Origin of the sequence: Rhizobium sp. SSA_523 (assembly GCF_030435705.1) — a bacterium.
Classification (GTDB): Bacteria; Pseudomonadota; Alphaproteobacteria; order Rhizobiales; family Rhizobiaceae; genus Neorhizobium.
In genome coordinates this window covers 1,403,505-1,418,466 of record NZ_CP129381.1, presented here as the reverse complement: position 1 = coordinate 1,418,466, position 14,962 = coordinate 1,403,505, and the positions used below count along the sequence as shown (strand labels likewise).

The 14,962-nt window shown below is 61.5% G+C and carries 11 protein-coding genes; all 11 read left to right on the top strand.

Annotated elements, in window-relative coordinates; translation table 11 throughout:
• The first annotated feature begins 14 nt into the window (after nt 1–14).
• The 11 genes from QTJ18_RS07680 to QTJ18_RS07630 all read left to right on the top strand — a co-directional run bounded on the left by QTJ18_RS07680 (nt 15) and on the right by QTJ18_RS07630 (nt 14,947).
• Nucleotides 15–770, top strand: a complete 756-nt coding sequence (locus QTJ18_RS07680) for an IclR family transcriptional regulator domain-containing protein (RefSeq protein WP_252754038.1) — start codon at nt 15–17, stop codon at nt 768–770.
• A gap of 212 nt (nt 771–982) precedes the next feature.
• Nucleotides 983–2,347 (top strand): amidase, encoded by a 1,365-nt coding sequence (locus QTJ18_RS07675; RefSeq protein WP_252754039.1) that lies wholly within the window; start codon nt 983–985, stop codon nt 2,345–2,347.
• 426 nt (nt 2,348–2,773) lie between these two features.
• On the top strand, nt 2,774–4,240 hold the full coding sequence (locus QTJ18_RS07670) for an alpha-glucosidase/alpha-galactosidase (protein ID WP_252754040.1): 1,467 nt from the start codon (nt 2,774–2,776) through the stop codon (nt 4,238–4,240).
• A 133-nt stretch (nt 4,241–4,373) separates the two neighbouring features.
• On the top strand, nt 4,374–6,461 hold the full coding sequence (locus tag QTJ18_RS07665; RefSeq protein ID WP_252754041.1) for an ABC transporter substrate-binding protein: 2,088 nt from the start codon (nt 4,374–4,376) through the stop codon (nt 6,459–6,461).
• Between the two features lie 88 nt (nt 6,462–6,549).
• Nucleotides 6,550–7,557 (top strand): ABC transporter permease, encoded by a 1,008-nt coding sequence (locus QTJ18_RS07660; RefSeq protein WP_252754042.1) that lies wholly within the window; start codon nt 6,550–6,552, stop codon nt 7,555–7,557.
• 10 nt (nt 7,558–7,567) lie between these two features.
• Nucleotides 7,568–8,698: an ABC transporter permease gene (locus QTJ18_RS07655; protein ID WP_252754043.1), complete on the top strand. Its 1,131-nt coding sequence runs from the start codon at nt 7,568–7,570 to the stop codon at nt 8,696–8,698.
• Between the two features lie 13 nt (nt 8,699–8,711).
• Nucleotides 8,712–10,379, top strand: a complete 1,668-nt coding sequence (locus QTJ18_RS07650) for an ABC transporter ATP-binding protein (protein ID WP_252754044.1) — start codon at nt 8,712–8,714, stop codon at nt 10,377–10,379.
• Nucleotides 10,380–10,395: 16 nt separating this feature from the next.
• On the top strand, nt 10,396–11,748 hold the full coding sequence (locus tag QTJ18_RS07645; RefSeq protein WP_252754045.1) for an alpha-glucosidase/alpha-galactosidase: 1,353 nt from the start codon (nt 10,396–10,398) through the stop codon (nt 11,746–11,748).
• A 183-nt stretch (nt 11,749–11,931) separates the two neighbouring features.
• The gene (gene ssuD, locus QTJ18_RS07640; RefSeq protein WP_252754046.1) at nt 11,932–13,095 is read left to right on the top strand and encodes an FMNH2-dependent alkanesulfonate monooxygenase; all 1,164 of its coding nucleotides are present in this window, start codon (nt 11,932–11,934) and stop codon (nt 13,093–13,095) included.
• 38 nt (nt 13,096–13,133) lie between these two features.
• Nucleotides 13,134–14,138, top strand: coding sequence for an ABC transporter substrate-binding protein (locus QTJ18_RS07635; RefSeq protein WP_252754220.1), 1,005 nt, complete (start codon nt 13,134–13,136; stop codon nt 14,136–14,138).
• Between the two features lie 2 nt (nt 14,139–14,140).
• Nucleotides 14,141–14,947 carry an ABC transporter ATP-binding protein gene (locus tag QTJ18_RS07630; RefSeq protein ID WP_252754047.1) on the top strand — a complete coding sequence of 269 codons (807 nt, stop codon included), beginning with the start codon at nt 14,141–14,143 and terminating at the stop codon, nt 14,945–14,947.
• Nucleotides 14,948–14,962: the final 15 nt, after the last annotated feature.

Genomic DNA, 14,962 nt, shown 5'->3' with positions numbered 1-14,962 from the left:
GAAGGAGAGCGAGCATGCGCGACACGGATTTCATCGGCGGACTGGCAAAAGGCCTGAAGGTCATTGAAGCCTTCGGCGAGGCGCAGCCGCGCCTATCCATCACCGAGGCAGCCGGACGAGCAGGGCTGGACCGCGCAACGGCGCGCCGCTGTCTCTTAACGCTCGCCGCTCTTGGTTATGCCGCCTATGATGGCAAATATTTCTCGCTCACTCCGCGCATTCTCCGCCTGGGCCATGCCTATCTCTCCGCGGCGCCACTGGCGCTGATCGTCCAGCCTTTCCTGGACCGGTTGGCCGAGGAGATCGGCCAGAGCGCCTCTGTCAGCGTTCTGGACGGGTCCGAAATCGTATACCTTGCGCGGGCCTCGCAGAAACGCGTCATGTCTATCAATCTTACCGCCGGCAGTCGCCTGCCGGCCTATTGCGCCTCCATGGGCCGGGTTCTCCTGGCGGATCTGCCGGAGGGAGAGGCGAGGGCGCGTCTTGAGGCGGAAACCCGCCCGGCGCTGACGCCGAGGACGAAAACCGATATCGGTGCGTTGCTGGAGGAACTGGCCTTGATCCGTCAGCAGGGCTATGCCGTGATCGACCAGGAGCTGGAATGGGGGCTTTGCTCGATTGCCGTTCCGCTTCTGAATGCGAAGGGGCAGTGTGTCGCTGCACTCAATATCGGTGCTGCCGCCGCGCAGATCCCGGCGATGGATCTGCCCAGTGCCTATCTGCAGCCACTGCGGCGCATTGCGCAGCAATTGCGGCCGGTTCTTCCGTGACGGCATTCGGGCCGAAACTCAGTCAGGATTTGACCCTAGGGAGGAGGGGGGAGATGGTTGCGGTTGACAGCCGTCAACTCGGATCTTTGCTTGGACACAGTCATGCCTCGCCTTGGGTCTGTCGAGGGAAAACGCAGGGTGACACTTGCCTATTCCCGCCCGAGGTTTAACACTCCAACCACCGCAATCGCAGCCAGCCGAGCAAGCCCCGCATGACCCTCCCTACCGTCCAGACTGTCTCCGCCGAACTTGATGCAGCCGTCACCACATCCGACCGTCTGACCCGGCAGGCTCTGGACCGGATCAACGACCCGGACGGGGAGGGCGCACGGGCCTTTATCCGGCTGAATGCGCAGCGCAGCCTTAAACTTGCAGAGGCTTCCGATGCCATGCGGGCCGCCGGCCATAAGCGGTCGCTGCTGGAGGGGCTGCCGATCTCCGTCAAGGATCTCTTCGACGTGGCGGGGGAGCGAACGACGGCCGGCTCCCTTGCTCTCACCCATGCCAGACCAGCTGCGCAGGATTCGCCCGTCGTGCGGCGTCTCCTGTCGGCCGGGGCCGTGATCACCGGCACGACGAATATGAGCGAATTCGCCTTTTCCGGCATTGGCATCAATCCGCATTATGGCACGCCGCGAAACCCATTCGATCGGGCGACTGGCCGCATTCCGGGCGGGTCCTCCTCCGGCGCGGCAATTTCGGTCACCGATGGCATGGCGGTGGCGGCGATCGGAACAGATACCGGGGGCTCCATCCGCATCCCTGCCGCCCTCTGTGGTTTGACCGGCTTCAAGCCAACCGCCCGGCGCGTCTCCGCCGAGGGCGTCGTTCCGCTCTCGACCTCGCTGGATTCGATCGGACCGATTGCGGCAAGCGTCGCCTGCTGCGCCGCCATCGATGCCGTTCTATCCGGTAACGCTCACCTGTCGGGTCGTCCTCTGCCGCTGCGTGGCCTCCGTCTGGCAGTTCCCCAAACGGTGGTTCTCTCCAATATGGATGCGACGGTCGCCGCTGCATTCGACCGCGCCTTGACGGTGCTCTCCCGTCATGGCGCGCATGTGGTGGAGATCGAGCTGCCGGCCTTTTCCGAAGTGGCAGGCATTTATGCACGGGGAGGGCTGGTGGCGCCGGAAGCCTATGCCTGGCACAAGGACCTGCTGGAGAACCTCGGCGATCGTTACGATCCACGCGTACGGCTGCGGATTCTGCGCGGCAAGGAATTGTCCGCCGCCGATTACATCGATGCGCTCGATGTGCGCCGGCGATGGGTTGCGACGGTCGAAGACCAGATCGCCGGTTATGATGCTTTGATCATGCCGACCGTACCGGTCATCGCCCCCGAACTCGGCCCCTTGATCGAGAGCGACGAGGCCTTTTTCGCGGCAAACGGCCTGATCCTGCGAAATCCCACCATGATCAACTTCCTGGACGGCTGTGCCCTGTCTATCCCCTGCCATAGAGGCGATGAGGCGCCGGTGGGCTTGATGGTGGCCGGTGCGGCCATGAAGGATCGGACAATTCTTGCGGTCGGCCAGGCGATCGAGACCGCACTGACCATGGCGGCCGCGCGGGACTAGCTCCGGCAACGACATCACTCCACGCTCTCACTCCGCAGCGCTTTGGGCAGGCTCGCTCCGCACCTGTTCCTGTGCCTGCCGCAGGGCTGGCGCCTCGTCCGGGTCCCCATTCACGGAACCTGATGGACTGCCGCCTGCCGCGTTCCGGAAGCCGGACGCAGCGTTCGATCCTGCCCGAGGATGTGCTTCTTCCTCCGTGCAATGATGGAGCACAAAACTACCCATGAAAGCACAATCCTTCTCTGTCGCTCTCCGGGATTATGCGTAATCTCCTCTTACGACATGAGCAGAAGCCAAGAACAAGCGGAAACCTGACGCTCTATCACGCCTGTTTTCCGGCCTTTCCGTGAGGCCGATACTGCGAGGTGGCGGGCGTAAGGAAGAGGTCGGTTCTCGCGGCCAGCGCTTGCAGGGAGGATCGTACGCATGAGTTTCAAAATCGCTATCATCGGCGCCGGAAGTGTCGGCTTCACCAAGAAGCTGTTTACCGACATCCTCTGCGTGCCGGAGTTCCGGGATGTGGAATTCGCTCTGACCGATATCAGCGAGCATAATCTGGGTATGATCCGCGCCATCCTGGAGCGCATCGTGGAGGCCAACAATCTTCCAACGCGGGTGACCGCAACGACAGATCGGCGACGTGCTCTGGAGGGTGCGCGCTACGTCATCAGTTGCGTCCGGGTCGGCGGGCTGGATGCCTATGCGGACGACATTCGCATTCCGCTGAAATACGGGGTCGATCAATGCGTCGGGGATACGATCTGTGCGGGCGGCATTCTCTATGGTCAGCGCAACATCCCGGTCATTCTGGATTTCTGCAAGGATATCCGCGAGGTCGCTGCACCGGGCGCGCGCTTCCTGAACTATGCGAACCCGATGGCGATGAATACCTGGGCGGCCATCGAATATGGCAAGGTCGATACGGTCGGCCTCTGCCACGGGGTGCAGCACGGCGCCGCCCAGATTGCAGAAGTCCTGGGAGCCTCGTCGGTCAAGGAGCTGGACTATATTTGCTCCGGCATCAACCATCAGACATGGTTCGTCGATCTTCGGCTGAACGGGCGCAGGATCGGCAAAGAGGAGTTGATCACCGCCTTCGAGGCGCATCCGGTCTACGCAAAGCAGGAGAAGCTGCGCATCGATGTCCTGAAGCGCTTCGGCGTCTATTCGACGGAAAGCAATGGGCATCTTTCGGAATATCTGCCCTGGTATCGCAAGCGGCCGGAAGAGATCACGCGCTGGATCGACCTGTCCGACTGGATCCATGGCGAAACCGGCGGCTACCTGCGGCACACGACCGAAACACGCAATTGGTTCGAGACCGATTTTCCCCGCGCGCTGGAGCAGGCGAGACGGCCCATCGATCCGGCGCGTCGTTCCAATGAACATGCCAGCCATATTCTGGAGGCGCTGGAGACCGGCCGGGTCTATCGAGGCCATTTCAATCTCCGCAATACAGGCGTGATCACCAATCTGCCGGCGGACGCCATCATCGAATCGCCCGGCTTCGTCGATCGCTTCGGCATCAATATGGTGTCCGGTATCACTCTGCCTGAAGCCTGTGCAGCCACCTGCACGGCATCGATCAACGTCCAACGCATGTCCGTTCATGCCGCCGTTACAGGCGACATCGATCTTCTCAAACTGGCCGTTCTGCACGATCCGCTGGTGGGGGCGGTCGCGACGCCGGAAGAGGTTTGGCAGATGGTGGATGAGATGGTCGTCGCGCAGGCACGCTGGCTGCCGCAATATGCCGAGGCGATCCCCGCCGCGCAGGAACGATTGTCACGCGCGACGGTGAAGACTCGCGAGTGGGATGGTGCGGCGCGCCAGCCGGTGCGCTCGATCGAGGAGATGCGTCGGGACAAGGGCGCGGCGGCCCCCGCCGGTTAGAGGCGATGAGCCGATCGCCTATGCCGGCCGGATCAGGGATGAAGGCCTGGACGTCTAATCCTGCGGGAGGGGGTTTCCGCAAATAGACAGGGGTTAAGGAGCGGCGCACCAGCGTCGAAAGGGAGGACTGGACATGCATCAATACCGCAGATTGCACAGGATCGCGGCGCTCGGTCTCGGCGCGTCTTTCTTTGCGCTCCATGCGCATGCTTTCGAAACCGGCACGCCGCCGGAACCCGCGGCTTTGCCGGCGCAAGGCAAGATCACCTATGTGGCGCGCGATTCCATTCTCGAATTCAAGGCCCTGCCTTCCTATAGCGAGCCTGAATGGGTGGTCGAGAAATTCGAAAAGACCGGCAAGCTTCCGCCGCTGAAGGACCGTCTGCCGGAGGAGCCTCTGGTCTACAAGACGGGCAATATGCCGGATGGCGCCGGTGTCTATGGCGATACCATGCGCCATGTGATTGGCGGGCGCCCGGAGGGCTGGAACTATATGGCCGGCCAGAGCCAGGGATGGGGCGGCATCGATATCGGCCTGTCCGAATGCCTGACGCGCACCGCGCCGCTGTTCCAGGTCGATGCCAAGGATACCGAACCGCTGCCAAACCTCGCCAGGAGCTGGGAGTGGTCGACCGATGGCCACAAGCTGACAATGCATCTGGTCAAGGGCGCCAGATGGTCCGACGGCGTTGCCTTCACCGCCGATGACGTGATGTTCTACTGGGATGATGCGGTGCTGGATCCCAATGTCTCGCCGCTGGGTGGCGGTGCCTCACCAGAGGCTTTCGGCGAGGGCACAACCCTGCGCAAGGTCGATGATTACACGGTCGAATGGACTTTCAAGGCGGCTTTTCCCAAGCAATATCTCTACACCATGGCCTATGGCAGCTTCTGCCCCGGCCCGGCGCATATGCTGAAGCCGAAGCATCCGAAATATTCCAAGAATACCTATGAGCAGTTCAAGAACGCCTATCCCGCCGACTATATGAACATGCCCGTCATGGGCGCCTGGGTGCCGGTCGCTTATCGTCCGGACGATATCATCGTCCTGCGCCGCAACCCCTATTACTGGAAAGTCGACGAGAAGGGCCAGCAGCTGCCTTATCTCGATGAAATGCACTACAAGCTTTCCACCTGGGCGGATCGTGACGTGCAGGCGGTGGCCGGTTCCGGTGATTTCTCCAATCTCGAACAGCCGGAAAATTTCGTGGCATCGCTGAAGCGCGCGGCAGAGCCCAGTGCGCCGGCGCGTCTGGCCTTTGGTCAGCGACTGATCGGCTATAACCTTATCATGAACTTCTCCGCCAATGGCTGGGGTGCGCCCGATGAACGGGAGCAGGCGGTTCGCGTGTTGAACCGCAACCTGGAATTCCGCCAAGCGATCACTTCTGCCATCGATCGCAAGGCTGTCGGCGATAGCCTGGTCAAGGGACCGTTCACTGCGATCTATCCCGGCGGCCTCTCCTCCGGCACGAGCTTCTACGACCGCAAATCGACGGTGTATTATCCCTATGATCTGGAAGCCGCCAAGACGACGCTGAAGAAGCTGGGTCTTGTCGACACCGACAATGACGGCGTGGTCAATTTCCCCAAGGGCACTGCCGGCGGGCAGGATGTTGAAATCGTTCTTCTCGTCAACAATGCTTACACGACGGACAAGAGCCTTGCTGAAGGACTTGTCGGTCAGATGGCAAAACTCGGCATCCGCGTGGTGCTGAATTCGCTGGATGTCAACCAGCGCGATGCTGCCCATTATTCAGGCCGCTTCGACTGGGCCGTGCGGCGTAACAGCTCCGAACTGGCTTCGGTCGTGCAGAATACCGAACAGCTTGCACCGGTCGGGCCCCGCACCAGTTGGCACCACCGGGCCCCGGAAGGCCAGGCTCTCGATATCCTGCCCTTCGAGCAGCAGATGGTTGATCTGGTCAATCGCTTCATCGCCTCGCAGGACAATGCCGAGCGGGCTGAACTGATGAAACAGTATCAGAAACTCTACACCCAGAACCTCTACACGATCGGCCTTACCGAATATCCGGGCGCGCTGATCATCAACAAGCGCTTCTCCAACATTCCGCCGGGCACGCCGATCTACATGTTCAACTGGGCGGAGGATTCGATCATGCGGGAACGGGTCTGGGTGGCGAAGGACAAGCAGGGCAAATACGAGCTTTTCCCGCAGCAATTGCCGGGCAAACCGGGTGCTGCAGGTCCCGCTCAATAGGTCTCCTCCTCAAGACAAGACCGGTCGCGCGTGAAGCGCGGCCGGACAAGAGCGTCACGCGGCCAGTGCCGCCATTGATGAGGACGACATGCTGAGATTTCTCCTGACGCGGATCGCTTCGGCCGTGCCGGTGCTACTGATCCTGAGCGTCGTCACCTTCGCTATCATCCAGGCGCCGCCGGGCGATTACGCGGATCACATCCGCTCGCAGCTGATGAACCAGGGCGGTGCCTCCTTCGAGCAGGCGGAAGCGCAGGCAAAGGCCTACCGGGTGGAGCACGGGCTCGATCAACCCATCCCCATGCAGTATCTCCGCTGGATCACCGGCATCGTGACGCGCGGCGATTTCGGCTACAGTTTCTACTACAACAAGCCGGTGGCAGAGGTGGTGGGCGAAAGGTTGCCGCGTACCTTGGCGCTGGCGCTTGTCTGCCACATCCTGGCCTCGCTACTGGGCATCACCTTCGGCATATGGGCGGCCACCCGCCAATATTCCTGGATCGACAATCTTCTCTCTGCCGTGTCCTTTCTCGGCATGACCATTCCCCGCTTTCTCATGGCGCTGGTGTTGGTCTATCTCATGGTGTTCCACTTCGATGTCTCGGAGATCGGCAGCTTTTTCTCGCCGCATTACGGCGGGGCGCCCTGGTCCATTGGCAAGCTCGTGGACCTTGTCCAGCATGTCTGGCCGGTGGTTGCCATCGCCGTCTTCGGCGGCCTTGCCTATAATATGCGGGTAATGCGCGGCAATCTGCTCGACACGCTGAACGCGCAATATGTCGAAACGGCGCGGGCAAAGGGGCTCTCGGAAGGTGCCGTGATCCTGCGCCATGCCGTGCCGAACGCGCTGCACCCGCTCGTGATGTATCAGGGTGTGGTGCTGCCCTATATGCTGAGCGGCGAAATCGAAACCGCCATTATCTTTGCCCTGCCGACCGTGGGTCCCGCGATCGTCGGCTCCATGGCGGTCGGGGATGTCTATGTCACGGCGACCTTCATGATGGTGCTGGCGACAACCCTGGTGGTCGGCAATATCATTGCCGACATGCTGCTGGCACTGCTGGATCCGCGGGTCCGTCAATTCGGGAGGGCGTGAGGTGCTGGCCATGAACGAAACCGACACGAACACGACTGTTCGTCCCGCCGAGACACGGCGCCCTGTCCATCGCAACGAAAGCTACAGCGCGCTTGTCTGGCGCCGTTTTCGCCGCTCCTTCACCGGCATGATGGGTCTGGTCCTGGTTGCCATCCTGGTGATCATGGCGGTATTCGCCGAGTTCTTTGCGCCGATGGACCCGTTGGAAACGCAGGAGAGCTTTTCGCCGCCGCAGGTGATCCGCTTTCGCGACAAGGATGGCGTTCTGAGCCTGCGGCCCCGCGTCTATGCCAGCGCGGAGACCGGCAATCTGGACCCGGTGACGTTCCAGCCGATTGTCGGACCGGATCTCGATCATCCGCGCTTGCTTGGCTTTTTCGTGAAGGGCGCTCCCTACCGGCTGTTCGGTCTCATTCCCGCTGACCGCCATTTCTTCGGCACGATGGATGGCCAGCCGGTGCATCTGCTGGGTACGGACAAATTCGGTCGCGACGTCCTCTCCCGCGCCATCCACGGTTCTCGTATTTCGCTCGCCATTGCCCTCAGCGTCGTTGCCATCGTCACGGCCATCGGCACCAGTGTCGGGCTGATCTCCGGCTATTTCGGCGGTGTTGCGGATGCCTGGATCCAGCGTTTCGTAGATATCGTCCTGGCCTTCCCGCAACTGCCGCTCTATCTGGCGCTCACATCGCTGATCCCGGTAACCGCACCCACACATGTGTTCCTCACGTTCGTGGTCGTTGTCATGTCGGCGCTGGGCTGGGCGCAGATGTCACGCGAGGTGCGCGGCAAGACGCTGGCTCTCGCGCGTATCGACTATGTGCGGGCAGCCATTGCGGTGGGAGCAAGCGACTGGCGCATCATCTTCCAGCATATCCTGCCCAATGTGCTGAGCCATGTGATCGTGGCGGTCAGCCTGTATATCCCGACCGTCATTCTGCTGGAATCCTTTCTGGGTTTCCTGGGATTTGCGGTCAAGCCGCCACTGATGTCCTGGGGTCTGATGCTGCAGGACACCGCGACCTATTCGGTGATCGGCTCCTATCCCTGGATCCTCTCTCCCGTCGCTTTCGTGCTGGTTGCCGTCTTCGCCTTCAATGCGCTGGGCGACGGACTGCGCGATGCCGTCGATCCCTATTGAGGAGGACCCGCAGATGACGCTTGCTCGACCGAACACATTTGCGCCTCCCATGCGCTTCGACCATGCAGCCAGAGCCGGAACACCGATCCTGGATGCGCGCCACGTCGCGGTGACCTTCACGGTCGAGCATAGAACCGTCCAGGCCGTGAAGGATGTCTCCTTCCAACTCTATCGGGGCGAGACGATCGCCATTGTCGGAGAATCCGGCTCCGGAAAATCGGTGACCGCGCGCACGGTGATGGGACTTCTGACCAAGCGGGCCACAGTGGCGCCCTCCGCGCAGATTGCCTTTGACGGCCAGAATATCCTGCAGTTCTCGCCCCGCGCCCGCCGGGCGCTGCGCGGCAATCGCATTTCGATGATCTTCCAGGAGCCGATGAGTTCGCTCAATCCGCTCTACACGATCGGCAGACAGATCGTCGAGGCGATCCGGGTGCATTCCCGCATCAGCAAGGCCGCGGCAGAGGCCCGCGCGCTCGACCTGTTGCGGCAGGTGCAGATCGCCGAGCCGGAAGCCCGGCTCAATCAGTATCCGCATCAGCTTTCGGGCGGGCAGCGGCAGCGCGTGATGATTGCCATGGCGCTCTCGAACGATCCGGATGTGTTGATCGCCGATGAGCCGACCACGGCGCTCGATGTGACGGTGCAGGCGCAGATCCTCAACCTGATCCGCGACCTGCAGCAGGCGCGCGGCATGGCCGTGGTGCTGATCACCCATGACCTGACCATCGTCCGCAAATTCTCGGATTATGTCTATGTGATGCAGCATGGCGAGATGCGCGAACATAATACGGTTGCGGAGATCTTCGCCTATCCGCGCCATCCTTATACGAAAAAGCTGCTGGGCTCCGAACCGCATGGCCGGGCCTCGCCGCTGCCCGAAGGCGCCCCGCCGCTTTTGACGGCCCGCAAGGTGAAAGTGTCCTTCATGATGCGGCATGGCGGCTTCTTCAAGCCGGACCTGCGCGAACTCGTGGCGGTGGATGATCTCGGCCTCACGCTGCGGCGCCACGAGACTTTGGGCATCGTCGGCGAATCCGGCTCCGGCAAGACGACCTTTGGCCAGTCGCTGCTAAGGCTTAACGAGCCGGTCTCGGCCGAGATCGAATTCGACGGGGAGCGCGTCGACGGCCGCACCCGCAAGGCAATGCGGCCCTTGCGCTCCCGCATGCAGATCGTCTTTCAGGATCCTTTCGCCTCGCTCAACCCCCGCATGACGATCGGTCAGATCATCGAGGAGGGCCTTGTCGTCAATGCCATCGGCAAAACCCGAAGGGAGCGGGTGGAGCTTGTGCGGGACGCACTCGATGCCGCCGGCATGCCCGTCGACATCCTGTCACGCTTTCCGCATGAATTTTCCGGCGGCCAGCGGCAGCGGATCGCGATCGCGCGCGCCCTGGCGCTGGAGCCGGAATTCATCCTTCTCGATGAGCCGACCTCAGCGCTCGATCTCTCCGTCCAGGCGCAGATCATAGACCTCCTGCGCCGGCTGCAGGATGAGCGCGGCCTCAGCTATCTGTTCATTTCCCACGATCTCAAGGTGGTGCGGGCGCTATGCCACCGCATCATCGTCATGCAGCATGGCCGGATCGTGGAGGAGGGCTCGGTGAACGAGGTGCTTTCCAACCCGCAGACGGATTATACGCGGCGGCTGGTGACGGCTGCCTTCGACATTGAGTGATGACAGGAGGAACGGCATGGCCAACCAACCGAGAATTACCTTCATCGGCGCCGGTTCCACGGTGTTCATGAAGAACATCGTCGGCGATGTTCTGCAAAGGCCGGCATTGTCCGGAGCCACCATCGCGCTGATGGATATCGATCCGCAGCGATTGGAAGAAAGCGCTCTTGTCGTCAACAAGCTGATTGAAACGCTCGGCGTCGAGGCGAAGGCGGAGACCCATACCGATCAGCGGCGGGCGCTGCAGGATGCCGATTTCGTCGTCGTCGCCTTCCAGATCGGCGGCTATCAGCCCTGCACCGTCACCGACTTCGAGATTCCGAAGCGTTACGGTCTGCGCCAGACGATCGCCGACACACTGGGGGTCGGCGGCATCATGCGCGGTCTTCGCACCGTCCCGCATCTCTGGCAGGTCTGCGAGGACATGTTGGCTGTCTGCCCGAAGGCCATCCTGCTGCAATATGTGAACCCGATGGCGATCAACACCTGGGCGATCGCGGAGAAATATCCGGCGATCCGGCAGGTCGGGCTTTGCCATTCGGTGCAGGGAACGGCAATGGAGCTCGCGCATGACCTTGATATTCCCTACGAGGAGATCCGCTACCGTTCCGCTGGCATCAATCATATGGCCTTCTTCCTGGAATTCGAACATCGCCAGGCAGATGGCAGCTATCGCAACCTCTATCCCGATCTCTTGCGCGCGTATCGGGACGGACGTGCGCCGAAGCCCGGCTGGAATCCGCGCTGTCCCAACAAGGTCCGCTACGAGATGCTGACCCGGCTCGGCTATTTCGTCACCGAAAGCTCGGAGCATTTCGCCGAATACACGCCCTACTTCATCAAGCAGGGGCGCGAGGACCTCATCGAGACATTCGGCATCCCGCTGGATGAATATCCCAGGCGCTGCATCGAGCAGATCGAGCGCTGGAAGACCGAGGCAGTAGCCTACCGCTCGGCAGACCGCATCGACGTCAGAGCGTCGAAGGAATATGCCTCCTCGATCATCAACTCGGTCTGGACCGGCGAGCCCTGCGTCATTTACGGCAATCAGCGCAATAATGGCTCCATCACCTCGCTGCCGGCCGATTGCGCCGCCGAAGTGCCGTGCCTTGTGGATCACAATGGCATTCAGCCCACCGTCATCGGCGCCCTGCCACCGCAACTGACGGCGTTGATACGCACCAATATCAACGTTCAGGAACTGACGGTCCGGGCGCTGATGAGCGAAAACCGCGAGCACATCTATCATGCCGCCATGATGGATCCGCATACCGCCGCCGAACTCGATCTGAACCAGATCTGGTCGCTGGTGGATGACCTGCTGCTGGCCCATTGCGACTGGTTGCCGGAATGGACGCAAAGCCGATAGCAGTCATCGTCGTGCTATCGGCCTCGCCTGCTGACGCCATCGACAGGGAGACAGATTGTTCGCCTGCCCGGGGTGGATTGGTCGATCCATGGTAAGCGCGCCCCGGATCGAGAATAATATACCTTTTTTATAGACTGATAGGTCTCTAGGCTTTCTCTCATATACGGAGAGAAAGCCAAACCGATGAGCCCGACCCAATCCCTGCATTTCTTCTGGTTCATTCCGACCCACGGTGACGGATCCTATCTGGGGACCGAGCATCTGAGCCGTGCCCCGGAATTCGGTTACTTCAAGCAGGTGGCGACGGCCGTCGATTCATTGGGTTTCGAAGGGGTGCTTCTGCCAACCGGCCAGACCTGCGAGGATTCCTGGATTACCGCCAGTGGTCTGGCTGCCGTTACGGAGCGGCTGAAATATCTGGTGGCACTGCGGCCCGGCGTCACCTCGCCGACCTTCGCCGCACGGCAGACGGCCGCGCTGGACCGGCTGAGCCGAGGGCGCCTTCTGCTCAACGTCGTCGTCGGGGGAAATCCCGTTGAACTGGCGGGCGACGGGATCTTCCTCTCGCATGACCAGAGATACGAGCAGGCGGCCGAATTCCTGCAGATCTGGAAGCGGCTGCTCGCGGGGGAGACGGTCGATTTCGATGGCCGTCATTATAGCCTCAAGGGTGCGCGCTGCGATTTTCCGCCAGTGCATTTGCCGCACCCGCCGCTCTATTTCGGCGGTTCATCGGAGGCGGGGCAGGATCTGGCGGTCAAGGCGACCGATATGTATCTGACCTGGGGTGAACCGCTCGAGGCCGTTCGCGACAAGATCGAGTCCGTCCGCGCAAGGGCGAAGCAGGCTGGGCGCACCGTTCGCTTCGGCATGCGCATCCACTTCATCGTGCGCGAGGACGAGGATGATGCCTGGCGGGCGGCCGAGCGCCTTATCTCCCATATTTCCGACGAACAGATCGAACGCAGCTGGAAACGGTTTCAGTCGGAGATGGATTCGGTCGGCCAGAAGCGGCAGGCCGCCTTGCATGGCGGGCGGCGCGACCGGTTGCGCATCGCCCCGAACCTTTGGGCGGGCGTCGGGCTAGTTCGGACGGGGGTGGGAACGGCGCTTGTCGGCACGCCCCGCCAGATCGCGGACCGGCTTGCCGACTACCAGGCGCTCGGCATCGATACGATCATCGGCTCCGGCTACCCGCATCTGGAAGAGGCCTATCGTGTGGCGGAGCTTCTGTTTCCGCTCCTTGGCATCGATCCCGGCAGGGGCGTCCCGGTGGGTGACGGAATAGCCAACGAATTTTCAGCCGGACGAACCGGTAGCCCGCCTCAGGCAGACGCTGCCGGCTGATCCTTTTCCCCACTTTTCTCTTGTCAAAGGACGCCATGATGACCCGAATATCGCGCCTTTTTGCCGCTTCCGCCCTTGCGGCCGCGGCCCTGTTTCCAGCCTTTGCCGCTCAGGCCGAAGGCCTCATCCGCCTTTCGCAGCAGTTCGGCACCATCTATCTGCCGCTGCATGTCATCCGGGATCAGAAGCTCATCGAAAAGCATGCCAAGGCCCTTGGTCTCGATGATGTGAAGGTGGAATGGGCGCAGCTCTCCGGCGGCGACGCCATCAATGCGGCACTGTTATCCGGCTCCATCGATATTGCGGCTGCCGGAATCGGTCCGTTTCTCACGCTCTGGGATCGCACGCAGGGGTCGGTGAAGATCGTTGCGGGGCTGGCCAACCAGCCGAACTACCTCGTGACCAACAATCCCGACATCAAGACGCTGAAGGATTTCAAGGCGACCGACAAGATCGCCCTGCCTGCCGTCGGCGTTTCCGTTCAGGCACGCATCCTGCAGATGGCGGCCGAGAAGGAGTTCGGGGCCGGCAACCAGAACAAGCTCGACACCAATATGGTGACGCTCGCTCATCCAGATGCCACTGCGGCGCTGCTGTCAGGGTCGACGGAAATCACGGCGCATCTTTCCAATTCACCCTTCCAGGAACAGGCCCTGAAAGACCCCAAGGTTCACAAGATCTTCTCCTCCTATGACATTCTGGGCGGTGCGGTGACGCCGACCTATCTCTATGCCACGACGAAATGGCAAGCGGAGAATCCGAAGACCTTCCAGGCCTTTTTCGAAGCGGTGAAGGAAGCCAGTGCCTGGATCGAGGCCAACAAGAAGGCTGCGGCAGACACCTATATCCGGGTGGAAAAATCCAAGCTCGAGCCCGCCTTCGTGCAGTCTCTCATCGAGAGCCCGGACAGCAAGTTCACCATCATTCCCGCAAAATCCTTTGCCTTTGCCGATTTTCTCTACAGAACCGATGCCCTCAAGCGGAAGGCGGAGAGCTGGAAGGATTACACGTTCGAGCCGTTGCACGCCGAGAGCGGTAGCTGATCATGCTGGCACGGGATCCTTTGCCGCCGGCGATCTTCGAGGTCGACCATTTGACGCTCGATTACCCGGTGGGCGCCGGTGTGGTGCGCGCTGTCGAGGACGTGTCGTTTCGGGTGGCCGTGGGCGAACGCCTCGTTCTGCTCGGCCCGTCCGGTTGCGGCAAGTCTTCTATCTTGAAAGCGGTTGCCGGCTTCCTGAAGCCGGCTTCCGGCGCCATCCACCTGCGGGGCGAAGCGGTCAAGGGACCGGGACCGGACCGGATCGTGGTGTTCCAGGAGTTCGATCAGTTGCTGCCGTGGAAGACCGTGCGGCAGAATGTGGAGTTTCCCCTCCGGCTTTCCGGCAGGCTGTCAAGAGCGGAGCTACGCGAGCGCGCAGAAGCGGCCTTGATGAAAGTGGGACTGGCCAGGGCTCTCGACAGTTTTCCGCATACGCTCTCGGGCGGCATGAAACAGCGTGCCGCAATCGCCCGGGCGCTGGTGACAGATGCGGATGTTCTTCTGATGGATGAGCCCTTCGCGGCGCTGGATGCGTTGACGCGCGCCCAGTTGCAGCGCGACCTCCTCGATCTGGCGGAGGAGATTGGTTTTACCCTGCTCTTCGTCACGCATTCGATCGATGAGGCCATCCTCATCGGCACGCGGCTACATCTTCTGAGCCCACATCCGGGCCGCACGATCACCAGCCTGTCGACACGGGATTTCGACTATGCCGACATTGGCAGCCGGCGTCTCGAGGCGCTGAGCCGGGAGGTGCATGACATTCTTTTTTCCCGCCAGTCCGTGGATCAGGAGGTCGTTCATGGCTGAGGCCTTCAGCAAAAG

Bases quoted from the DNA above. Each gene is read 5' to 3' on its own strand.
- QTJ18_RS07670 (WP_252754040.1), top strand. From the start codon at position 2,774: ATGAGTTTCAAAATCGCTATCATCGGCGCCGGAAGTGTCGGCTTCACC.
- QTJ18_RS07665 (WP_252754041.1), top strand. From the start codon at position 4,374: ATGCATCAATACCGCAGATTGCACAGGATCGCGGCGCTCGGTCTCGGC.
- QTJ18_RS07675 (WP_252754039.1), top strand. From the start codon at position 983: ATGACCCTCCCTACCGTCCAGACTGTCTCCGCCGAACTTGATGCAGCC.
- ssuD (WP_252754046.1), top strand. From the start codon at position 11,932: ATGAGCCCGACCCAATCCCTGCATTTCTTCTGGTTCATTCCGACCCAC.
- QTJ18_RS07630 (WP_252754047.1), top strand. From the start codon at position 14,141: ATGCTGGCACGGGATCCTTTGCCGCCGGCGATCTTCGAGGTCGACCAT.
- QTJ18_RS07635 (WP_252754220.1), top strand. From the start codon at position 13,134: ATGACCCGAATATCGCGCCTTTTTGCCGCTTCCGCCCTTGCGGCCGCG.
- QTJ18_RS07650 (WP_252754044.1), top strand. From the start codon at position 8,712: ATGACGCTTGCTCGACCGAACACATTTGCGCCTCCCATGCGCTTCGAC.
- QTJ18_RS07680 (WP_252754038.1), top strand. From the start codon at position 15: ATGCGCGACACGGATTTCATCGGCGGACTGGCAAAAGGCCTGAAGGTC.
- QTJ18_RS07645 (WP_252754045.1), top strand. From the start codon at position 10,396: ATGGCCAACCAACCGAGAATTACCTTCATCGGCGCCGGTTCCACGGTG.
- QTJ18_RS07660 (WP_252754042.1), top strand. From the start codon at position 6,550: ATGCTGAGATTTCTCCTGACGCGGATCGCTTCGGCCGTGCCGGTGCTA.
- QTJ18_RS07655 (WP_252754043.1), top strand. From the start codon at position 7,568: ATGAACGAAACCGACACGAACACGACTGTTCGTCCCGCCGAGACACGG.